21 protein-coding genes are annotated in these 19,530 nt (G+C 60.1%); 9 read left to right on the forward strand and 12 right to left on the reverse strand.

The window, feature by feature from the left end:
- Positions 1–31: 31 nt before the first annotated feature.
- The 4 genes from QWI18_RS07545 to QWI18_RS07560 all read right to left on the reverse strand — a co-directional run bounded on the left by QWI18_RS07545 (position 32) and on the right by QWI18_RS07560 (position 2,272).
- Positions 32–517, reverse strand: coding sequence for a hypothetical protein (locus QWI18_RS07545; protein WP_065991797.1), 486 nt, complete (start codon positions 515–517; stop codon positions 32–34).
- A gap of 206 nt (positions 518–723) precedes the next feature.
- On the reverse strand, positions 724–1,011 hold the full coding sequence (locus tag QWI18_RS07550; RefSeq protein WP_192132551.1) for a PA4642 family protein: 288 nt from the start codon (positions 1,009–1,011) through the stop codon (positions 724–726).
- 67 nt (positions 1,012–1,078) lie between these two features.
- The gene (locus QWI18_RS07555; protein ID WP_369318537.1) at positions 1,079–1,564 is read right to left on the reverse strand and encodes a hypothetical protein; all 486 of its coding nucleotides are present in this window, start codon (positions 1,562–1,564) and stop codon (positions 1,079–1,081) included.
- A gap of 150 nt (positions 1,565–1,714) precedes the next feature.
- On the reverse strand, positions 1,715–2,272 hold the full coding sequence (locus tag QWI18_RS07560; protein WP_037018287.1) for a hypoxanthine-guanine phosphoribosyltransferase: 558 nt from the start codon (positions 2,270–2,272) through the stop codon (positions 1,715–1,717).
- 197 nt (positions 2,273–2,469) lie between these two features.
- On the opposite strand from QWI18_RS07560, the gene upp reads away from it, so the two are divergent.
- Together upp and QWI18_RS07570 are read left to right on the forward strand one after the other, a co-directional pair.
- On the forward strand, positions 2,470–3,108 hold the full coding sequence (gene upp, locus QWI18_RS07565; RefSeq protein ID WP_065991794.1) for a uracil phosphoribosyltransferase: 639 nt from the start codon (positions 2,470–2,472) through the stop codon (positions 3,106–3,108).
- Positions 3,108–4,388: a uracil-xanthine permease family protein gene (locus QWI18_RS07570; protein WP_369318538.1), complete on the forward strand. Its 1,281-nt coding sequence runs from the start codon at positions 3,108–3,110 to the stop codon at positions 4,386–4,388. The genes upp and QWI18_RS07570 overlap by 1 nt, the downstream gene beginning before the upstream one ends.
- A 232-nt stretch (positions 4,389–4,620) precedes the next feature.
- Here QWI18_RS07570 and hemH read toward each other — a convergent pair whose 3' ends face one another.
- Complete coding sequence (hemH, locus tag QWI18_RS07575; RefSeq protein WP_369318539.1) at positions 4,621–5,649, reverse strand: ferrochelatase; 1,029 nt, start codon at positions 5,647–5,649, stop codon at positions 4,621–4,623.
- Positions 5,650–5,663: 14 nt separating this feature from the next.
- Positions 5,664–6,566, reverse strand: coding sequence for a TIGR01777 family oxidoreductase (locus QWI18_RS07580; protein WP_369318540.1), 903 nt, complete (start codon positions 6,564–6,566; stop codon positions 5,664–5,666).
- A gap of 297 nt (positions 6,567–6,863) precedes the next feature.
- Here QWI18_RS07580 and QWI18_RS07585 point away from each other — a divergent pair, with 297 nt between their 5' ends.
- The 6 genes from QWI18_RS07585 (at position 6,864) to QWI18_RS07610 (ending at position 11,974) form a co-directional block, all read left to right on the forward strand.
- The gene (locus tag QWI18_RS07585; RefSeq protein WP_369318541.1) at positions 6,864–7,850 is read left to right on the forward strand and encodes an NAD(P)/FAD-dependent oxidoreductase; all 987 of its coding nucleotides are present in this window, start codon (positions 6,864–6,866) and stop codon (positions 7,848–7,850) included.
- Positions 7,847–8,062, forward strand: coding sequence for a TIGR02450 family Trp-rich protein (locus QWI18_RS07590; protein WP_369318542.1), 216 nt, complete (start codon positions 7,847–7,849; stop codon positions 8,060–8,062). Before QWI18_RS07585 ends, QWI18_RS07590 begins: the two co-directional genes overlap by 4 nt.
- Before the next feature lie 170 nt (positions 8,063–8,232).
- Entirely contained in the window at positions 8,233–9,213 is a 981-nt protein-coding gene (locus tag QWI18_RS07595; protein WP_065991788.1) for a DUF523 and DUF1722 domain-containing protein, read from the forward strand.
- 2 nt (positions 9,214–9,215) lie between these two features.
- Positions 9,216–10,154 carry a MerR family transcriptional regulator gene (locus QWI18_RS07600; RefSeq protein WP_296306606.1) on the forward strand — a complete coding sequence of 313 codons (939 nt, stop codon included), beginning with the start codon at positions 9,216–9,218 and terminating at the stop codon, positions 10,152–10,154.
- A gap of 9 nt (positions 10,155–10,163) precedes the next feature.
- Positions 10,164–11,609, forward strand: a complete 1,446-nt coding sequence (phrB, locus tag QWI18_RS07605; protein ID WP_369318543.1) for a deoxyribodipyrimidine photo-lyase — start codon at positions 10,164–10,166, stop codon at positions 11,607–11,609.
- A gap of 53 nt (positions 11,610–11,662) precedes the next feature.
- Positions 11,663–11,974: a YkgJ family cysteine cluster protein gene (locus QWI18_RS07610; RefSeq protein WP_369318544.1), complete on the forward strand. Its 312-nt coding sequence runs from the start codon at positions 11,663–11,665 to the stop codon at positions 11,972–11,974.
- A gap of 183 nt (positions 11,975–12,157) precedes the next feature.
- Here the strand turns inward: QWI18_RS07610 and QWI18_RS07615 are convergent, their stop codons facing one another.
- The 6 genes from QWI18_RS07615 to hemA all read right to left on the reverse strand — a co-directional run bounded on the left by QWI18_RS07615 (position 12,158) and on the right by hemA (position 17,540).
- On the reverse strand, positions 12,158–12,676 hold the full coding sequence (locus QWI18_RS07615; RefSeq protein ID WP_065991785.1) for an acyloxyacyl hydrolase: 519 nt from the start codon (positions 12,674–12,676) through the stop codon (positions 12,158–12,160).
- Between the two features lie 113 nt (positions 12,677–12,789).
- Positions 12,790–13,590, reverse strand: coding sequence for a glutamate racemase (murI, locus tag QWI18_RS07620; protein WP_192132539.1), 801 nt, complete (start codon positions 13,588–13,590; stop codon positions 12,790–12,792).
- On the reverse strand, positions 13,583–14,356 hold the full coding sequence (locus tag QWI18_RS07625) for a molybdopterin-synthase adenylyltransferase MoeB (RefSeq protein ID WP_369318545.1): 774 nt from the start codon (positions 14,354–14,356) through the stop codon (positions 13,583–13,585). The genes murI and QWI18_RS07625 overlap by 8 nt, the downstream gene beginning before the upstream one ends.
- Positions 14,350–15,183 (reverse strand): peptide chain release factor N(5)-glutamine methyltransferase, encoded by an 834-nt coding sequence (prmC, locus tag QWI18_RS07630; RefSeq protein ID WP_065991782.1) that lies wholly within the window; start codon positions 15,181–15,183, stop codon positions 14,350–14,352. Before prmC ends, QWI18_RS07625 begins: the two co-directional genes overlap by 7 nt.
- On the reverse strand, positions 15,184–16,266 hold the full coding sequence (gene prfA / locus QWI18_RS07635) for a peptide chain release factor 1 (protein WP_065991781.1): 1,083 nt from the start codon (positions 16,264–16,266) through the stop codon (positions 15,184–15,186). It lies immediately after the preceding gene.
- Positions 16,263–17,540 carry a glutamyl-tRNA reductase gene (gene hemA, locus QWI18_RS07640; RefSeq protein WP_065991780.1) on the reverse strand — a complete coding sequence of 426 codons (1,278 nt, stop codon included), beginning with the start codon at positions 17,538–17,540 and terminating at the stop codon, positions 16,263–16,265. The genes prfA and hemA overlap by 4 nt, the downstream gene beginning before the upstream one ends.
- Positions 17,541–17,798: 258 nt before the next feature.
- On the opposite strand from hemA, the gene QWI18_RS07645 reads away from it, so the two are divergent.
- Positions 17,799–19,526, forward strand: coding sequence for a tetratricopeptide repeat protein (locus QWI18_RS07645; RefSeq protein WP_369318546.1), 1,728 nt, complete (start codon positions 17,799–17,801; stop codon positions 19,524–19,526).
- Positions 19,527–19,530: the final 4 nt, after the last annotated feature.

The raw sequence follows: 19,530 nt of genomic DNA on the forward strand, positions 1-19,530 counted from the left end.
GTAGCCGCAGAGCAATTTTGCGGCTTGAACATCACTTCATCACGAATCTGACGGAATAGGCCTGCATCGAGTTCGTGCCTTTGATCACCGAGGCAATGCACTCGGCTGGGACCTTCCCGATTGATGTGCCCGTTGCAGATTTCTCCGGCGCCGGCGTGATCGAGACCCAACTGAACGTCACTGAGTGGGCCGCCCTGAACTCACAGACTTTGCCCTCCCCGCTCACGCGGAAGCTCGCTGCATCATTGCGCGGATTCTTCAGCGGGATGGACACAGACGCGGTGGGTGCGTCAGCCGAAAAGCCATAGCCGGTGTAATCGGCATTGGCCGACGCCCAACTGGCCCATACCAGCGCGAGGTCGGTGCCAGACTGATTCCACATTTCGATGTTGAGCTGGATTTTGCTGGGATAAGCCGCCTGAGCGGATACTGCCGCAACCATCATGGTGATGACGGCGATACTGCGAGTGACGTAATTTCCTATCGTTTGCATGTCATGAATTCCTTTTCCAATCATTAAGGCGAGCGTCCTGCTCGCGTCCTTGTGAACGGTGTCACAGGTCTGATTATGGTTTGACGCACGGCTTTCGGTAGTCGCAAACGCCGAAGGCTGCGGTAGGAAGGGTCTTTCGATTATGTAGTGACGGGGTGGAAGCAGGAACCTGCTGAATAACCGGAGGGGAGCATTGGGCGCCGGAGGATGGCGCCCGGGAATTGCATGATTCAGCCTTTAGCGTTCTTGATCAGCTCAATGTATTCGTCGGCGTTGCGTTGATCCTTGATCAGCGTAACGAAGTCATCGCCGTGCTCGTCTTTTCCGTCGAGGTCGTAACCGGCTTCCTTGAAGAACGTCAGAAAACGCCCGAAGTCGTCGACGCGCAGGCCACGGTAGGCCTTGATCAGCTTGTGCAGCGAAGGCGAAGTGGCGTCGACCGGTTCGAAATCGAGGAACAGCTTGATCTGGGCGTCGCCGATTTCATCGCCAATCACCTGCTTCTTATCTTTACGCATTGCTGACTCCAACTGACTTGCGGGACATATCACGGGCGGGCAGTTTACCCCCCGCCCGGCCGCGGGCTCAACGCGCGCGTACGCTGCCGGTGTGCAGGTCAGCCCAGACGTGACCGTTGGCATAGCTGAGGAACTGGCAGTAGACCTTTTCGTTACGCAGCAAATCCACGAGCACGCGGTATTGCGTTGCCGGGTAATACAGCGTCAGCGTGCGCGAAGGTTCATCGTAGGTCGGTTTTTTCAGGCTTTTGCTTTCGCCGTCGAAGTGGATCAGCACGTCGGCAATGGTCGCACCCTTGTTCATGGGTTTGCCTTTGAGGCGCAGGATCAGCGGCGAGGTGACCGGGATCGGCTGCTGATTCGACTGCCGCTGGCTGCCGACCACCACCGAATACTCGGTGATCTGCAGCAATTGCTGCTGCTCGGGTTCGCCCTCGCGCATGGACAACTCGTCCGGCGGCAGGTATTGCGCGTGCATGGGTTCAGAGAAGGCGGGGAGTGGCAGCGTCAACAGCAACATAAACGCAGCGGTACTTCGAAACGATAACGTCATGGGCGCCTCCCGAAAAAGTGGGGGGCACTCTAGCATGCGGAGTCATGCCGCCCCTCCACACTCTCCGGTCCCTGCAACACCCGAAATCTTTGTTGACTGTGGCATTTGTGGAGCGAGCAAGCTCACCCCGACACTATGATGATGCTTGTCTTACATGCCTTTGACGGCATAGATCCCGGCCGCGTTGCGCCAGTAGCCCTTGTAGTCCATACCGTAACCGAAGATGTAGCGGTCGATGCAAGGCAGGCCGACGAAATCGGCTTTCAGGTCAGGACGCGCTTTGCGGTCGTGGTCCTTGTCGATCAGCACCGCGGTGTGAACAGCGCGCGCGCCGGCATGTTTGCAGAAGTCGATGATCGCGCCGAGGGTATGACCTTCGTCGAGGATGTCGTCAATGATCAGCACATCGCGATCGATGAACGAGACTTCGGGCTTGGCTTTCCAGAACAGGTCACCGCCGCTGGTTTCGTTGCGGTAGCGGGTGGCGTGCAGGTAGGACGCTTCCAGCGGGAAATTCAGATGAGTGAGCAGCTTGCCGGCGAAGATCAGGCCACCATTCATGACGCAAAATACCACCGGGTTACGGTCGGCCAGCACGCCATTGATTTGCTCGCCGACGCGGGCGATGGAGGCCTCGACTTCGGCCTCGTTGTAAAGGCAGTCAGCCTCGCGCATGACTTGACGGATATGCTCGAGATCAGCGGACATGACGCTCTCCAAGGGGGCTGTGTAAGGAAAAGCGGGCAAAGGTACGCATCCGCCGACATCAGGGCAAGTGTTTCTGGACTAATGTTGCACTGCCGTTCCAGAAATGTCGGCGCCCGAACCTAACCGTAAGGACAAGTTACAGCTGAATAGATTAATCTAAGCCGTTTTTTTTGCCCGCCCGCTGGAGCCTTTCCCCTATGCCCATTCGTGAGATCCGCCATCCGCTGATCCGCCACAAGCTCGGCCTGATGCGCCGTGCCGATATCAGCACCAAGAATTTTCGTGAACTGGCTCAGGAAGTCGGCGCGCTGCTGACGTACGAAGCGACCAAGGATCTGCCGCTGGAAACCTACGAGATTCAGGGTTGGGCCGGCACGGTTCAGGTCGAGAAGATCGCCGGCAAGAAGATCACCGTGGTGCCCATCCTGCGGGCCGGCATCGGCATGCTTGAAGGCGTCCTCAGCCTGATCCCGGGCGCCAAGGTCAGTGCCGTGGGCGTCGCGCGCAATGAAGAAACCCTCGAAGCCCACACGTATCTGGAAAAGCTCGCTCCCGAGATCGACCAGCGTCTGGCGCTGATCATCGACCCGATGCTCGCCACCGGTTCCTCCATGGTTGCCACCATCGACCTGCTGAAAAAAGCCGGTTGCCGCGACATTCGCGCGATGGTCCTGGTGGCTGCGCCGGAAGGCATCGCCACGGTCGAGAAGGCCCACCCGGACGTCAACATCTATACCGCGTCCATCGATCAGCAACTGAACGAACACGGCTACATCATTCCGGGCCTGGGCGACGCCGGCGACAAGATTTTCGGCACCAAGCAGAAGGACGCCTGATGAAGCCGGATGAGTTCAACGATCCACTCTGGCGCACGATCTTGTCGGGCGCGCAGATGCTGTTCGTGGCATTCGGCGCGCTGGTATTGATGCCACTGATCACTGGCCTCGACCCCAACGTGGCGCTGTTCACGGCGGGTCTGGGCACCTTGTGCTTCCAGGTGGTGACAGGCCGTCAGGTGCCGGTCTTCCTTGCGTCGAGCTTTGCGTTCATTACCCCGATCATCCTCGCCAAGGGCCAGTTCGGTCTTGCTGCGACCATGGGCGGCGTGATGGCAGCGGGATTTGTCTACACCTTCCTTGGCCTGGCCGTGAAGGTCAAAGGCACCGGTTTTATCGACCGCCTGCTGCCGCCGGTGGTGATTGGCCCGGTGATCATTTCCATCGGTCTGGCGATGGCACCCATTGCCGCCAACATGGCGATGGGCCGGACGGGTGATGGAGCCGCTGAGCTCATCCCATACAACACCGCCATCATCATTTCGATGGCGGCGCTGCTGACGACGTTGATCGTCGCGGTGTTCGGCAAAGGCATCTTTCGCCTGGTGCCGATCATCTCGGGCGTACTGGTGGGTTTTGCGCTGTCGTTCTATTTCGGCGTGGTCGATGTAGCGAAGATCGCCGCCGCACCCTGGCTGGCCTTGCCGCACTTCACGGCGCCGGAATTCAACTGGCAGGCCATCCTGTTCATCGTGCCGGTGGCACTGGCTCCGGCCATCGAGCACATCGGTGGCGTGATTGCAGTGGGCAGCGTGACGGGCCGTGATTATCTGAAGAAGCCCGGCCTGCACCGGACATTGCTGGGTGACGGCATCGCGACCACCGTGGCCGGCGCCTTCGGTGGCCCGCCCAACACCACCTACGCCGAAGTCACCGGCGCGGTGATGCTCACGAAAAACTACAACCCGAAGATCATGACCTGGGCGGCAATCTTCGCCATTACCCTGGCGTTCATTGGCAAGTTCGGCGCGTTGCTGCAGAGCATTCCGGTGCCGGTCATGGGCGGGATTCTGTGCCTGCTGTTCGGCTCGATCGCGGCGGTGGGCATGAACACGCTGATCCGCCACAAGGTTGATCTGGCCGAAGCGCGCAATCTGGTGATCGTGTCCGTCACGCTGGTGTTCGGCATTGGCGGCGTGCTGATCGGCACCGGCAACGGCCCTGATGATTTCGGCATGAAAGGCATCGCGCTGTGCGCCGTCACAGCCATCGTGCTGAACCTGATCCTGCCGGGCAATGACGCTTGGAAGAACAAGCACCTGGATGATCAGCTGCCGTAGTTCTACAGCGTTATGAAAAGGGGGCATCATTCACGTGATGCCCCCTTTTTTTGGGATTCTGTGGGAGTAGCTTAGATTTGCGGCGTACACCGAAACTGTGGGAGTGAGCTTGCTCACGAAGGCGGCGCATCAGGTTCATCAATGCCGCTTGAGCAGACGCATTCGCGAGCAAGGTGGAACGCCACCCCGGTCGCTCCAACGGGGAATGAACACAACACCTAATTTCAGGTTATTACACCCCCATCGCCGGTGCCTTTTCGCACAATGTATTCAGCGCCTTAGCCCAGTTCGGGTCGTCGTTGAGGCATGGAATAAGCACCAGCTCCTCGCCCCCGGCGTCCCTGAACACTTCAGCCCCGCGATCACCAATTTCTTCCAGCGTTTCGATGCAGTCCGCGACAAACGCCGGGCACATGACCAGCAGTCGCTTCACGCCTTGAGCAGCAAGCTCCTCCAGATGCGGTTCGGTGTAGGGTTCGATCCACTTGGCGCGGCCCAGGCGCGACTGAAACGACACTGACCACTTGCCATCGGCAATCCCCATCAGCTTGGCGAACTCTGCCGCTGAGCGCATGCACTGCGCGCGGTAGCAGACCGCCAGGACCTCGGGCGACGCTGTTTCGCAGCAGTTGCCGCTCTTGAAACAGTGATTGCCGGTTGGGTCGAGCTTGGTGATATGCCGCTCGGGCAGACCGTGAAAACTCAGCAATAGATGATCGTATTCCTGCTGCAAATGCGGTCGCACACTGGCCACCAACGCGTCGAGGTATTCCTGCTGATTGAAGAACGGCGTCAGCAGCGAGAAGTCGAAATTCAACTTTTTGTCACTGACTACGCGTTTGGCTTCTTCAATCACCGTGGTCACTGTGCTGTCGGCGAACTGTGGATACAGCGGCGCCAGGGTGACCTTTTTGATGCCCTGGGCTGCCAGGCGCGTGAGCACGGTCTCGATCGACGGCTCGCCGTAACGCATCGCCAGTTCGACCGGGCCTTGTTTCCATTCCTTGACCATGGCCTGCTGAAGTCGCTTGCTCAGCACCACCAGCGGCGACCCCTCGTCCCACCAGATTGACGCGTACGCATGGGCCGACTGCTCCGGGCGCTTGATCAGAATCAGCGAGACGATCAAGCGACGTACTGGCCACGGCACGTCAATAACGTAAGGGTCCATCAGGAACTGATTGAGGTAGCGGCGCACGTCAGCGACCGACGTGGACGCCGGTGAGCCCAGGTTAACCAGCAATAAAGCGTGATCGGTCATGCAACACCTTGATGTCAGTGGCGGCCCAGAAGATTTTCCAGGGCTGCGCGCAGATCAGTGAATCGGAAAGTGAAACCCGCCGCTTGCAGACGGTCTGGCCGAGCGCGTTGACCGCCCAGCAGCAGGATTGACAGCTCGCCCAGCAATAAGCGAAGTGCTACGGCCGGCATCGGCATGAATGATGGTCGGTGCAGCACGGACGCAAGCGTCTTGGCAAAATCCCGATTGCGAGCCGGTGACGGCGCGCAGGCATTATATGGACCTCGTGCGTCATCCCGGTTCATCAGAAAATCAATCAGGGCGATTTGATCCTCGATGTGAACCCACGGCATCCACTGGCGTCCGTTGCCGATCGGCCCGCCCATGCCCATCTTGAAGGGCGGCAGCAGGCGTTGCAGCATGCCGCCTTCGTCGGCCAACACCAGACCGGTGCGCACCAGCACCACGCGAATGCCCAGCGTTTCTGCACGTTGCGCGGTTTCTTCCCAGGCAATGCACAGGCGACTGGCGAAATCCTCGCTGACCGGTTGCGCGTCTTCGTCGAGTTCGCGCTCACCGCCATCGCCATACCAGCCCACCGCCGACCCGGAAATCAACACGCCGGGTTTCTGGTCGCGGCGTTCAAGCCAGGTGACCAATTGCTCGGTGAGGGTAATGCGACTGTCCCACAGCAGTATTTTCCGTTTGCGGGTCCACGGGCGATCCGCGATGGGCGCGCCGGCCAGATTGACCACCGCATCGACGTGCTGACTGCCGATGTCATCGAAGTGTGCAATCCCGCGAACACTGGCGCCGCATAGCCGCTCCACTTCCTCGGGTTTGCGACTCAAAACCGTCAGTTGATGGCCCTGCGCGAGCCAGTGTTTACACAAACGACGCCCTATCAAGCCTGTACCGCCGGTCAGCAAGATGTGCATGACTGAGTTCCTTACGTGGCGTTCATCGCAATTGCGGAGTCTATTTCTTCACAAGCCATGAGCTCGTGCGCGGAATGATCACTCAACTTTAGGTCAAGTTACGGCGCTCCACTCCCCGCTGTTCTTTAGGACAGCCCGATCGTGCAGTTGAACGATTGCAGCAAAGCGTCAGACTTGTCAGCGAGCCCTTGGAAGGTCCGCGTCCTGCCTCTGCAGGGCGACAACTTATACCGAAAAACGGCATTGTACAGCTTTTGCCTGAGGCGTAGTCTGTGCAGACAAGGTAACGAGGCCCCTATGACTGTCCCCATCGCAATCATCGGTACCGGCATCGCCGGACTCTCCGCCGCCCAGGCGCTGCAAGCCGCCGGGCATAGCATTCATCTCTTCGACAAGAGCCGCGGCAGTGGCGGCCGCATGTCCAGCAAACGCAGCGATGCCGGCGCACTGGACATGGGTGCGCAGTACTTCACCGCTCGCGATCGCCGCTTTGCCGCCGCCGTGCAGCAGTGGCAGGCCGAGGGCCACGTGGGCGAGTGGAAGCCGCTGCTTTACAACTTTCATGGTGGAAAACTCAGCCTGTCGCCCGATGAGCAAGTGCGCTGGGTCGGCGCGCCGCGCATGAGTGCAATCACCCGGGCCATGCTCGGCGACCTGCCGGTGACCTTTTCCTGCCGCATCACCGAAGTCTTTCGTGGCGAACAACACTGGAATCTGCTGGATGCCGATGGCCAGAGCCATGGCCCGTTCAGTCATGTCGTCATCGCCATTCCCGCGCCCCAGGCCACTACCCTGCTGGCCGACGCACCGAAACTGGCAAGCGTTGTGGCGGGCGTGAAAATGGAGCCGACCTGGGCCGTCGCGCTGGCTTTCGACACCCCGCTGGATACGCCACTTGAAGGCTGCTTCGTGCAGGACAGCGCCATCGACTGGCTGGCCCGCAACCGCAGCAAGCCGGGGCGCGACAGCCAGATGGATACGTGGATTTTGCACGCCACCAGCGCCTGGAGCCGTCAGCATGTCGACATGCCCAAAGAAGAGGTCATCGATCAGTTGCACGGCGCATTTGCCGAGCTGATGAATTGCGCAATGCCGGCCCCGGCGTTCACCCTCGCCCACCGCTGGCTGTACGCAAGACCGGCTGGCGGGCGCGAAGTCGGCGCGTTGTCGGATGCGGATCTGGGCCTTTACGTCTGCGGCGACTGGTGCCTGTCAGGCCGTGTCGAGGGCGCATGGCTGAGCGGCCATGAAGCCGCACGGCGTTTGCTGGAACACCTCAAATGAATCGACTCAATCCGCGCAAGCTGCTGCTGTCGAAGTGGACGGCAGCATCCCCTCAACATCGTGAGAAGCACTTTCTGGTCACCGAGCTTTTTTATGATGAAGAAGGCACAGTGCTAGAGATTGAGCTGCAGGCGGTGATGACCAAACGCAGCCAGAAGCTGCCTTGGCAGACGCTGCAAAATGACCAGAGCTGGAAGATGGGCTGGAAGTAATCTCCTCCAAATCGTCCCACCACCCCGTAATTGCAGCTAAATTCCCGCATCTTGTCGTTTCATTCCGCGATCTTGTACAAATTATTTGACTTGCACTGCCACAAACCTATCATGGGCAAATGTTGTACAGAGAAACGAATCTGTATAAGAAGTCCATCGAGGGTTTGTCCATGTCTGCTGTACTCGATCATTCATCAGATCAAGCCTCCAAACCCAAGTTGGGCGTCAGCGCCTGCCTGATGGGTGTGGAGGTCAGGTTCAACGGCGGGCATAAGGAATCTCACCTTCTGACCCGAGCCCTCACTGAATATTTCGATTTCGTGCCCGCGTGCCCCGAAGTCGCCATCGGCATGGGCATTCCTCGCGAAGCCATCCGTTTGGTGGGTGACCCGGAGCATCCCCAAGCGGTCGGCAGTGTTCACCACGCCATGAACGTGACCGAGCAACTGGCTGATTACGGCGAACACATGGCCACCGAGATGTCCGACATCTGCGGCTACATCTTCATGCAGAAATCGCCGTCGTGCGGCCTGGAGCGCGTGAAGGTTTACCGCGACAACGGCGTGCCGTTTGAAACCGGCGGACGCGGCATTTATGCCCAGGCGTTTTGCGCACGCCACCCTGATCTGCCGGTGGAAGAAGACGGTCGCTTGAACGATCCGGTCCTGCGGGAGAACTTCATTACCCGTGTGTTTGCCTATGCCGCTTGGCAGACGCTGCTGAAAAACGGCATCACTCGCCGCGCGCTTACCGAGTTTCATGCCCGCTATAAATACCAGCTGATGGCCAACGACCCCATCCAGTACAAGACGCTGGGGAATCTGCTGGGCACCATGGGCCGAAATGACCCGGCCGAGATCGCCCCGCGCTATTTCAGTCAGTTGATGAGCGCGCTCAAGAAACCGGCGACACGGCGCACCCATACCAACGTCTTGCAGCATCTGTGCGGCTATCTGCGCCAGACACTCAGTGCGTCCGACAAGAAAGAAATCCAGGGCCTCATCAATCAGTACCACCAGGGCATCGTGCCGCTGGTTGTACCGCTGACGCTGCTCAAACACCATTTCCGTCGACACCCCGACCCGTACATTGCACTGCAGGTGTACCTGCAGCCGCATCCGGAAAACCTCAGTCTGCGCAACGCGATTTGACCATGACCCCTAATGAGCAACAACCGCCGGAAGGCGACCCGCAGGACCCCGCGAGCGCGTTTGAAAACGGCTGGCTGCCGATTCGCGAAATCGCCCGCCTGACCGGCGTAAACGCTGTGACATTGCGCGCCTGGGAACGCCGCTATGGCCTTATCGTTCCCCACCGCACGCCCAAGGGCCACCGGCTCTACAGCCACGAGCATGTCGACCGCGTGCTCACCATTCTTACGTGGCTGAACCGCGGCGTGTCGGTCAGTCAGGTCAAGCAACTGATCGATGATCAGCAGGCACCCGCGCCGAGTGTCGAGAACGATTGGGACATTCTTCGCCAGACCCTTCAGGACGCCATCGGCGCCCTGGCCGAGCGACGCCTGGATGATTCGCTCAACCGCGCGATGTCGCTGTATCCACCGCGCACGCTCTGTGAACAACTGTTACTGCCGTTGCTGGCGTCCCTCGAGCAGCGCTGGCAGGGCCAGTTCGGCGCGCAGCTGGAGCGGGTGTTTTTCTACTCGTGGCTGCGCAGCAAGTTCGGCGCCCGGCTGTATCACAACAATCGTCAGGTCAGCGGCGCGCCCTTGCTGCTGGTCAACCAGTCCGATCTGCCGCTCGAACCGCATTTGTGGCTGACCGCGTGGCTGCTCAGCAGTGCCGATTGCCCGGTTGAAGTGTTCGACTGGCCTTTGCCCGCCGGCGAACTCGCCCTGGCCTGCGAATACCTCAAGCCACGCGCAGTGCTGTTGTATTCCAGCAAATCACTGAATGTCGGCCACTTGCCTCGTCTGCTGCACAACATCGAGTGCCCGAAGTTGATCGTCGGGCCCGCGGTGCGCATTCATTCGACGGAATTATCCGCAGCCGAGGCTGAAGTCTCCGGCCTCTCCCTCGCCGAAGACCCTTTGACCGCCCAGGCCGCGTTGCAGCGGCTGGGGCTTCTCTAAGGAATAACCATGCAATTGATATGGCTGCGCAGCGATCTGCGTGTGCACGACAACACCGCGCTGAGCGCTGCCATGGAGCAGGGCCCGACTCTGGCTGTGTACATGATCAGCCCGGGCCAGTGGCAGAGCCATGACGATGCCCCATGCAAAGTCGATTTCTGGCTGCGCAACCTCCGCGAATTGAGCAAGGCACTTGCGGCGCTGAACGTCCCTCTGCTGATGGTCCAGGCAGGCACGTGGGCGCAGGCATCCAAGGCGATCCTTACCTTGTGTCAGCAACACGGGGTCGACAGCGTGCACGTCAACGACGAGTACGGCATCAACGAGACCAAACGTGATCGTGAGGTGGAGAGCGCACTCGACGGCGCGGGCATTCTGTTTCATCGCCACCTCGACCAGCTGTTTTTTCAGCCGGGCAGCGTGCTGACCAAAAGCGGCGGTTACTTCAAGGTCTTCACGCAATTTCGCAAGGTCTGTTACGCCCGCTTGCATTACTCCATGCCAGCGATGGTTGCATTGCCCAAGGCACAGCAGAAGCTGTCCATCAAAAGCGATGTCGTGCCGGACGCGGTCAAGGGTTTCGCCGCGCCGACCGAAAGCCTGCGCTCGCTCTGGCCTGCCGGTGAGGACGAGGCGCGTGATCGCCTGCACAACTTCACCGACGAGCAAGTGCATTACTACGATCAAGAGCGCGACTTTCCTGCCAAGCCTGGCACCAGCCAGCTGTCTGCGTACCTGGCGGCCGGTGTGATTTCGCCCCGCCAGTGTCTGCATTCGGCGCTGCGCAGCAACAATGGGGAGTTTGAAACCGGCAATTCGGGTTCGGTGACCTGGATCAACGAGCTGCTCTGGCGTGAGTTCTACAAGCATGTGCTCGTAGGCTTTCCCCGTGTCTCCCGTCATCGCGCCTTCCGGCCGGAAACCGAAGCGCTGAAATGGCGCCATTCGCCGGAGGATCTGGAAGCCTGGCAACAGGGCCGTACGGGTCTGCCGATTGTCGATGCAGCCATGCGTCAGTTGCTTGAAACTGGCTGGATGCACAATCGCCTGCGGATGATCTCGGCGATGTTCCTGACCAAGAATCTGCTGATCGACTGGCGTGAAGGTGAACGCTATTTCATGCAGCACCTGATCGACGGCGATCTCGCGTCGAACAATGGCGGCTGGCAATGGAGTTCATCAACCGGCACCGACGCGTCGCCTTACTTCCGGATCTTCAATCCGCAAAGTCAGTCGGAGCGCTTTGACCCGGAAGGTCGATTCATCAAGCAGTGGGTGCCTGAACTGGCTGAGTTGAACAAGCGCGACATCCATAAACCCACCGCTCAGGGCGGGCTGTTCGGCGTGGAAAGTTACCCCGCGCCCATCGTCGATTTGAAAGCCAGCCGCGAACGCGCGCTGCAAGCGTTCAAGTCGCTGCCCCAGCGCAAGGCCGAGACGCAGGAGAATGGGTGAGCATTCGTCACACCGGTTAGCCGTGCGCTGCGCGGTGATTTAAACTGCCGCCCATGACGACTGTGATCCCTTCGCTTCAACTCCCTGCCGAACCCGCTATCACGTGTTCCACCTGTGCGGCCTGCTGCTGTCAGCTGGAAGTCATGCTGATCACCGACACCGGCGTGCCCGAGCGGTACATTGACACCGATGACTGGGGCGGCGATGTCATGCTGCGCCTGGACGATGGGTGGTGCGCAGCGCTGGATCGCGACACGATGATGTGCACGATCTACGACCGTCGGCCGTTGATTTGCAGGGAATTCGAAATGGGTGCGCCGGAGTGCATTGCCGAAAGAGAAGGGATTGCGACGGCCTATTTGTGATGGTCGCGACAAACAGGAAGCCTGGGGGTTGATGTTCGCCTGCACCAGCCGCGTTGGCTGATACATTCCCGGCCAAAGCCGGTCCTACGAGGTTTTTTCAGTAGGACCGGCCTCAGCCGGGAAGAAGCGGGTGGTACGTTGCAGGTGCGGTTAAACCCGCTCGCGCAATACGCAATCAAACGCTTAGAACGGCATCGTGTAGTGAATCGCGTAGCTTTCGATACCGTCGTTGTTGGTGGTCATGCCGCCGTTGGAGTAGTGAGTGGCGCGCAGGCCAACTTCATGTCCGCCCGCGAAGCGCAGACCAAAACCCAGACGGTCTTCAAACTGGAACGCGCTGCCCAGTTTGTTGCCTTCCACTTCGGTGCGCTGGAATACAGCGGCGCCGATACCGGCCTCGATGTACGGCTTGACGCTCTCACCCGAGAACTCATAAACGAATACCGGGGAAAAAGACAGGCTGTTATTACTGGAATTCTTGTCGCCTTCCCAGTATGTATAGGCGCCGCTCCAGTAGCCGGTCAGGCGACCAACACCGGTTTGCCACCAGCTTTTATCCCAATCAAACTGCGCACCCAGACGATAAGTCATGGTGGATTCGCCAGTCTGTCCTACGGAAAACTCGACCCCATCAGCTTGTGCAATTGCGCTTTGCCCCAACAAAGCAGCCGCAATCGCAGCCAAACAAAACAGTCGCTTCATCTGAAACATCCTATTTTCGAAAGCAGTTAGAAATTTTTTATATCGACAGAAGTGCTGTAGAAGCCGGCGGCTGAACTTTAGTTCACCCACAGACGAAGCGATTCACGTTTTTTTCACGAAACGAAGCTTCGCACATTGTCGGAGTTGTTACAAAGCACGCGTAGGACGTTTCTGAAATCTTCTGGATCGCCGGTCGTCCAGAACTGGGCAGTCCGAGGATGACCGCTCGCCAGCAGCTCGCGCTCACCCAATAACCGCTGCAACTGCCGGGCTACAGCGGCGCCGGTATCGATGAGCGTAATGGACGCCGGGATCATTTCCCGCAGCAACTGCTTGAGAAACGGGTAATGGGTGCAGCCCAGAATGATGGTGTCGCAGCCCGCGGCGAGTAGCGGCGCGACGTAACCCTGCAGCAGCTGGCGAATCGTTGGGCTGACCAGATCGCCCGTCTCGATCAACTCGACCAGTCCCGGACAAGGCTGCGTGATGACGTGCACGTCTGCCGCGAAGCGATCGAGCAATGCGGCAAACTTGGCGCTTTGCAAGGTGCCCGTGGTCGCCAGCACACCCACGACACCGGTTCGTGTCGCTGCGGCCGCAGGTTTGACCGCCGGCTCCATTCCCACCAGCGGCCAGTCAGGATAGCGGGCGCGCAAGTCAGCGATGCCCGCCACCGTCGCCGTATTGCAGGCGATCACCAGCGCCTTGGCGCGCTGAAGCTGGAAGAACTCGGCAATCGTCGCGCATCGTTCGCGAATGAATTCGGGGGTTTTCTCGCCGTAGGGGATGTGGCCGCAGTCGGCGACGTAGAGCAACGATTCCCGTGGCAGCAACTGCTGTATTTCCGCCAGCACCGACAACCCGCCGACGCCGGAATCGAACACCGCCACCGGGGCATCGCTGTCTCTATTCATGCTCGGCGGCAGCTCGGAGCCCGGTACCGCAGACGCTGCAGCCAGGATCGCGTTTGACTTTCAATTCGCGGAATCGCGTGCTCATGGCATCGATCAGCAGCAGTCGCCCCACCATTGGTTCGCCAAAGCCGGCCAGCAGCTTGAGGGCCTCAAGGGCCTGCAAACTGCCGACCAACCCTACCAACGGGCCGATCACGCCGGCCTCGCTGCAGGTCAGTTCGGTCTCGCTGCCGTGCCCGTACAGGCAGTGGTAGCAAGGACTCTCCGGACGGCGCGGGTCGAATACCGAGAGTTGCGCTTCGAGGCGGATCGCAGCGCCGCTGACCAATGGCTTGCACGCGGCGACGCAGGCCGCATTGACCGCCTCGCGCGTCGAGAAATTGTCCGAGCAGTCCAGGACCAGATCGACCCCGGCAACGGCTGCCGCCAGTGAGTCGACATCAAGGGCCGCGCGATGGGCGACCAGTGTGATCTGTGGATTGATGGCGGTCAGCCGGGTGATGGCTGAATCGACTTTGCTTAACCCCACGCTCGGGGTGTCATGAATGATCTGGCGTTGCAGGTTGGTCAGATCGACGCTGTCGAAATCCGCCAGATGCAATTCTCCGACGCCGGCCGCCGCCAGGTACAACGCCACCGGCGAACCCAGTCCGCCGAGGCCGACAATCAACACGCGGCTTTGCTTGAGGCGCAGCTGACCCTCGATGTCGACTTGTTGCAGAAGGATCTGCCGGCTGTAGCGCAGCAGCTCCTCGTCCGTCAGCACGGCACCCGCCCGAAGGTGATGCGTTCGTGGTCGCCCAGATCGCGACGGGTCTTGATCTCTTCGAACCCGTGCTCAAGCAACAGCTCGCGCACTGCTGCACCTTGATCGTAGCCATGCTCCAGCAACAGCCAGCCACCGGCTTCAAGGTGCGCGGGCGCTTGCGACACAATCAGACGCAGATCATCCAGGCCATCGGTGCCGGAGACCAGCGCGCTGCTTGGCTCGAAGCGCACGTCACCTTCGACCAGGTGCGGGTCGTTGGAGGCAATATAAGGCGGGTTGCTCAGGATCAGGTCAAAACGCTGACCCTCGACAGCACTGAACCAGTGGCTGTGCAGGACCTTGGCGTTATCCAGGTGCAGGCGCTGGCGATTGCGTTCGGCAAGCTCGACCGCCTCTTCAACGCGATCCACCGCCGTGACGTTCCACTGCGGACGATCCTTGGCCAGCGACAGCGCGATGGCGCCGGTGCCAGTGCCCAGATCGAGCAGCGTGTGGGGAATCGCACCGGGCAAAAGCTCCAGCGCGGTTTCCACCAGCATCTCGGTTTCAGGCCGCGGGATCAGCGTATGGGGCGCGACTTCCAGGTCGATATTCCAGAACCCTTGCAGGCCCAGGATGTACGCGACGGGTTCGCCGGTCCGTCGACGCTTGAGATAGCCGTCGAAGGCATGCGCCGCTTCGGTGCTGACAATACGCTCGGGCCAGGTGTGGAGAAAACTGCGCGGCTTGCCCAGGGCAGCGGCCAGCAACAATTCTGCATCCAGACGCGCTGTCGGAGAGTCCGGCAGCTCGGCGCTTCTTAACAAGCTGGCGATGATGGTCATTTAATCACCCAGTGCCGCAAGTTGATCTGCCTGATACTCGGCAAGTAACGGTTCTATCACTGCATCGACCCCGCCGGCCAGAACTTCATCAAGGGAATAGAGCGTCAGGTTCACGCGGTGATCCGTGACTCGCCCCTGTGGAAAATTGTATGTACGAATGCGTTCCGAGCGATCCCCGGAACCTACCAGCAATTTACGCTCGCTGGCGATAGCGTTGGCCGCCGCAGCGGTCTGCTGATCGTTGAGCTTGGCCGACAGCCAGGACATGGCCCGCGCGCGGTTCTTGTGCTGCGACCGTTCTTCCTGACACTCCACCACAATGCCGGACGGCAAGTGCGTGATGCGGATGGCCGAATCGGTCTTGTTGACGTGCTGACCACCGGCGCCGGATGAGCGATAGGTGTCAACGCGCAAGTCGGACGGGTTGATCTCGATGGTCTGCTGTTCGTCAGGCTCTGGCAACACCGCCACCGTACACGCGGAGGTGTGAATTCGGCCCTGGGATTCGGTTTCCGGGACGCGCTGAACACGATGCACACCCGACTCGAATTTCAGCTTGCCGTAGACGTGCTCGCCTTCGACCCGCGCGATGACTTCCTTGTAGCCGCCATGTTCGCCTATGTTCTCGGACAGGATCTCGACACGCCATCCACGTCGCTCGGCATAGCGGGAATACATGCGGAACAGGTCGCCGGCGAAAATCGCTGCTTCGTCGCCGCCGGTGCCGGCGCGGATTTCCAGAAACACGTTGCGGCCATCGTTCGGGTCTTTGGGCAGCAGCATTTTCTGCAGATCAGCCTCAAGCACCAGCAACTGATCCTTGGCATCGCGCACCTCTTCGACTGCCATTTCGCGCATGTCGGGATCGCTGTCCTTGAGCAGCGCCTGCGCGCCTTCGAGGTCGGCCTGCACTTTCTGCAGTTGCCGGTACACCTGAATCACGGGCTCGACTTCGGCGTACTCGCGGGAGTACGCGCGAAATTTGGTTTGATCAGAGATGACTTCGCCATCGCCGAGCAGCGCGGTCAATTCCTCGAAACGGTCGCTGAGCACGTCCAGCTTATTAAGCAGTGAAGCTTTCATTGCGGGGATTTATCCGTGGAGCCCTCGTTGAGGGCAAAGAGTTCCTGGGCCATGGCCAGCGCATCGACGCGGCCTTCAGCGGACAGCTTTTTGAGTTGCACGCTGGGGGCGTGCATCAATTTATTCGTCAGGCCACGTGCCAGCGCCATCAACACGTCTTCGGCGTTGCTGCCATTGGCGAGCATGCGCTGGGCCTTCTGCAGTTCTTCGTCACGCAGGCGTTCGCTCTGCTGACGATACGCCTTGAGCACGTCGACCGCCGCCAGTTCGCGCAGCCGCGACATGAAATCGTCGACGCCCACGCTGACCAGTTCTTCGGCCGCCTGCGCCGCGCCCTGACGGCTCTTGAGGTTTTCGGCGACGACTTCGTGCAGATCGTCCACGGTATAGAGGTAGACGTCGTCGAGCTCGCCGACCTCAGGCTCGATGTCGCGCGGCACGGCGATGTCGACCATGAAGATCGGCTTGTGCTTGCGCAGTTTCAGCGCACTTTCAACGGCGCCCTTGCCCAGAATCGGCAACTGGCTGGCCGTGGAACTGATGACAATGTCGCTGTTGACCAGCTCGGCCGGAATGTCGGCCAACAGCACCGCGTGGGCACCGAACTGCTCGGCGAGAATATTCGCGCGTTCGAGGGTGCGGTTGGCAACGACGATACGCTTGACCCCGAGATCGTGCAGGTGACGCGCGACCAGAGTGATGGTCTCCCCTGCCCCGATCAGCAACGCCTGACTGCGCTGCAGGTCGCTGAAAATCTGCTTGGCCAGGCTGACGGCGGCAAAAGCGACGGAGACCGGGTTCTCGCCGATGGCTGTGTCGGTGCGCACCTGCTTGGCAGCGCTGAAGGTGGCCTGAAACAGTCGCCCGAGCAACGGCCCAACCGTGCCGGCCTCCCGCGCCACGGCATACGCCGATTTCATCTGGCCAAGGATCTGCGGCTCGCCGAGCACCAGCGAATCCAGCCCCGACGCCACGCGCATCATGTGCCGCACCGCCGCGTCGTCTTCGTGCACATAGGCACTGGCGCGCAGCTCATCGACATTCAGGTGGTGATAATCCGCCAGCCAGCGCAACACGGCTTCGGCGGTCAGTTGATCCTGCTCGATATACAGTTCGCTGCGATTGCAGGTGGAGAGAATGGCCGCTTCCCGGCTTCGGGTCAGGCGGCAAAGCTGCTGCAGCGCCTCAACCAGCTGTTCAGGCGTAAATGCCACGCGCTCGCGGACATCGACTGATGCAGTCTTATGGTTGATACCCAGAGCAAGAAAGGCCATTCAAGGTCGCTGATGGTTACGTGAAGCCGGCAATTGTCCTACTTCGATAGAGGGAGGACAACCACCGCAATACATTCAGAACGTCCGCAGCCCGCTATTGTCCCTATACAGATTGCGTATCACCGCGTCCGGCCTGCGACAAAATGTCCGCGCGCAGGCTATAGATTGAGCGTATCCAGATTTCGCGCGGGCTGTGGGTTTGCTCCCGGCCTTGTGTCATGATGCTTCCAAACCGCAGGTAAGCCGCCCCTCTTCTATATGAATAAATCCTCCGCGCTGTTCCTTGCCCTCGTCGCTCTGAGTGGCTGCCAGTCTACGGCTTCCGTTTCTACGGAGCCCTCCGCTCCGGCGAAAGAAGCGCCGCCCGCACCCGATGCCAAACCTCAGGTGTACAGCTCGTTTACCCAGGAAACCGTCGTCAGCCTGCTGACAGCCGAACTTGCCGGCCAGCGCAACCGTTTCGACATCGCGCTGGACAACTATGTGACCCAGGCGATTCAGACCCAGGATCCAGGGATTTCCGAGCGTGCCTTCCGCATCGCCGAGTATCTGGGCGCCGATCAGGCCGCCCTCGACACATCGATGATCTGGGCGAAAAACGATCCGAGCAATCTCGAGGCACAGCGCGCGGCAGCGATCCAGCTGGCGCGGGCCGGGCGCTACGACGACTCCATGCGCTATATGGAGAAGGTCCTTCAGGGCCAGGGCGACACGCATTTTGATTTTCTCGCGCTGTCGGCGTCGGAAACCGATTCCAATACGCGCAAAGGGCTGATCACCAGCTTTGATCGCCTGCTGATGAAGTACCCGAAAAACGGCCAGCTGATCTTCGGCAAGGCGTTGCTCCTTCAGCAGGAAGGCGACAGTGCCGCCTCCCTGAAACTGCTCGAAGACAACCCGCCGGGCGAAGGCGAAGTGGCGCCGATCCTGCTGCGCGCTCGCTTGCTGCAAAGCATGGACCGCGGCAAGGAAGCGATCCCGCTGCTGGAAAAAAGCATCAAGAAATACCCGGACGACAAGCGTCTGCGCCTGACTTATGCGCGCATGCTGGTGGAACAGAACCGCATGGAAGACGCCAAAGTGCAGTTCTCCAGCCTGGTTCAGCAGTACCCGGATGACGACGAGTTGCGCTATTCCCTTGCCCTCGTGTGCCTGGAAAACAAGGCATGGGACGAAGCGCAGGGTTACCTCGAAGACCTCGTCGCCCGCGGCAGTCACGTCGACTCGGCCCACGTCAACCTCGGTCGCATCTACGAAGAGCGCAGCGACCCACAGACGGCGCTGGCCGAATATGCTCAGGTGGGCCCCGGCAATGACTTCCTGCCTGCGCAACTGCGTCAGGCCGATATCCTCATGAGCAACGGCAACAGCGCCGAAGCCTCGAAGCGGCTGGCTCAGGCCCGCGCCGACCAACCCGACTACGCCATTCAGCTGTTTCTGGTCGAAGCCGAGACCCTGGCCAACAACAACCAGAGTGATCGCGCCTGGCAAGTATTGAGCCAGGCGCTCAAGCAGTATCCGGACGATCTGAATCTGCTTTACACCCGCTCGATGCTGGCGGAGAAGCGCAACGATCTGAAACAGATGGAGAGCGACCTTCGGGCGATTCTCAAACGCGAGCCGGATAACGCCATGGCGCTGAACGCGCTGGGCTACACGCTCTCGGATCGTACGACGCGCTACGCCGAAGCCAAGGAACTGATCGAGCGCGCGCACAAGATCAATCCGGAAGACCCGGCGGTGCTCGACAGCCTCGGCTGGGTCAATTACCGCCTGGGCAATCTGGATGAGGCCGAACGTCTGCTGCGCCAGGCGCTGGAGCGTTTTCCGGACCACGAAGTCGCTGCGCACCTGGGCGAAGTCCTCTGGGCCAAAGGCGAGCAGCGTGAAGCCCGCAAAGTGTGGGCCAAGGCCCTTGAACAACAACCTGACAGCCCGGTCCTGCGCAGCACCATCAAACGCCTGACCGGCGCCGAGACTCTTTGAATTT

Source organism: Pseudomonas sp. W2Oct36, assembly GCF_041060465.1.
GTDB lineage: Bacteria > Pseudomonadota > Gammaproteobacteria > Pseudomonadales > Pseudomonadaceae > Aquipseudomonas > Aquipseudomonas graminis_B.

What these genes read in the sequence shown, in the direction of transcription:
- QWI18_RS07545 (WP_065991797.1), bottom strand. Translation starts at nt 517, where the DNA reads ATGATTGGAAAAGGAATTCATGACATGCAAACGATAGGAAATTACGTC.
- QWI18_RS07550 (WP_192132551.1), bottom strand. Translation starts at nt 1,011, where the DNA reads ATGCGTAAAGATAAGAAGCAGGTGATTGGCGATGAAATCGGCGACGCC.
- QWI18_RS07555 (WP_369318537.1), bottom strand. Translation starts at nt 1,564, where the DNA reads ATGACGTTATCGTTTCGAAGTACCGCTGCGTTTATGTTGCTGTTGACG.
- QWI18_RS07560 (WP_037018287.1), bottom strand. Translation starts at nt 2,272, where the DNA reads ATGTCCGCTGATCTCGAGCATATCCGTCAAGTCATGCGCGAGGCTGAC.
- upp (WP_065991794.1), top strand. Translation starts at nt 2,470, where the DNA reads ATGCCCATTCGTGAGATCCGCCATCCGCTGATCCGCCACAAGCTCGGC.
- QWI18_RS07570 (WP_369318538.1), top strand. Translation starts at nt 3,108, where the DNA reads ATGAAGCCGGATGAGTTCAACGATCCACTCTGGCGCACGATCTTGTCG.
- hemH (WP_369318539.1), bottom strand. Translation starts at nt 5,649, where the DNA reads ATGACCGATCACGCTTTATTGCTGGTTAACCTGGGCTCACCGGCGTCC.
- QWI18_RS07580 (WP_369318540.1), bottom strand. Translation starts at nt 6,566, where the DNA reads ATGCACATCTTGCTGACCGGCGGTACAGGCTTGATAGGGCGTCGTTTG.
- QWI18_RS07585 (WP_369318541.1), top strand. Translation starts at nt 6,864, where the DNA reads ATGACTGTCCCCATCGCAATCATCGGTACCGGCATCGCCGGACTCTCC.
- QWI18_RS07590 (WP_369318542.1), top strand. Translation starts at nt 7,847, where the DNA reads ATGAATCGACTCAATCCGCGCAAGCTGCTGCTGTCGAAGTGGACGGCA.
- QWI18_RS07595 (WP_065991788.1), top strand. Translation starts at nt 8,233, where the DNA reads ATGTCTGCTGTACTCGATCATTCATCAGATCAAGCCTCCAAACCCAAG.
- QWI18_RS07600 (WP_296306606.1), top strand. Translation starts at nt 9,216, where the DNA reads ATGACCCCTAATGAGCAACAACCGCCGGAAGGCGACCCGCAGGACCCC.
- phrB (WP_369318543.1), top strand. Translation starts at nt 10,164, where the DNA reads ATGCAATTGATATGGCTGCGCAGCGATCTGCGTGTGCACGACAACACC.
- QWI18_RS07610 (WP_369318544.1), top strand. Translation starts at nt 11,663, where the DNA reads ATGACGACTGTGATCCCTTCGCTTCAACTCCCTGCCGAACCCGCTATC.
- QWI18_RS07615 (WP_065991785.1), bottom strand. Translation starts at nt 12,676, where the DNA reads ATGAAGCGACTGTTTTGTTTGGCTGCGATTGCGGCTGCTTTGTTGGGG.
- murI (WP_192132539.1), bottom strand. Translation starts at nt 13,590, where the DNA reads ATGAATAGAGACAGCGATGCCCCGGTGGCGGTGTTCGATTCCGGCGTC.
- prmC (WP_065991782.1), bottom strand. Translation starts at nt 15,183, where the DNA reads ATGACCATCATCGCCAGCTTGTTAAGAAGCGCCGAGCTGCCGGACTCT.
- prfA (WP_065991781.1), bottom strand. Translation starts at nt 16,266, where the DNA reads ATGAAAGCTTCACTGCTTAATAAGCTGGACGTGCTCAGCGACCGTTTC.
- hemA (WP_065991780.1), bottom strand. Translation starts at nt 17,540, where the DNA reads ATGGCCTTTCTTGCTCTGGGTATCAACCATAAGACTGCATCAGTCGAT.
- QWI18_RS07645 (WP_369318546.1), top strand. Translation starts at nt 17,799, where the DNA reads ATGAATAAATCCTCCGCGCTGTTCCTTGCCCTCGTCGCTCTGAGTGGC.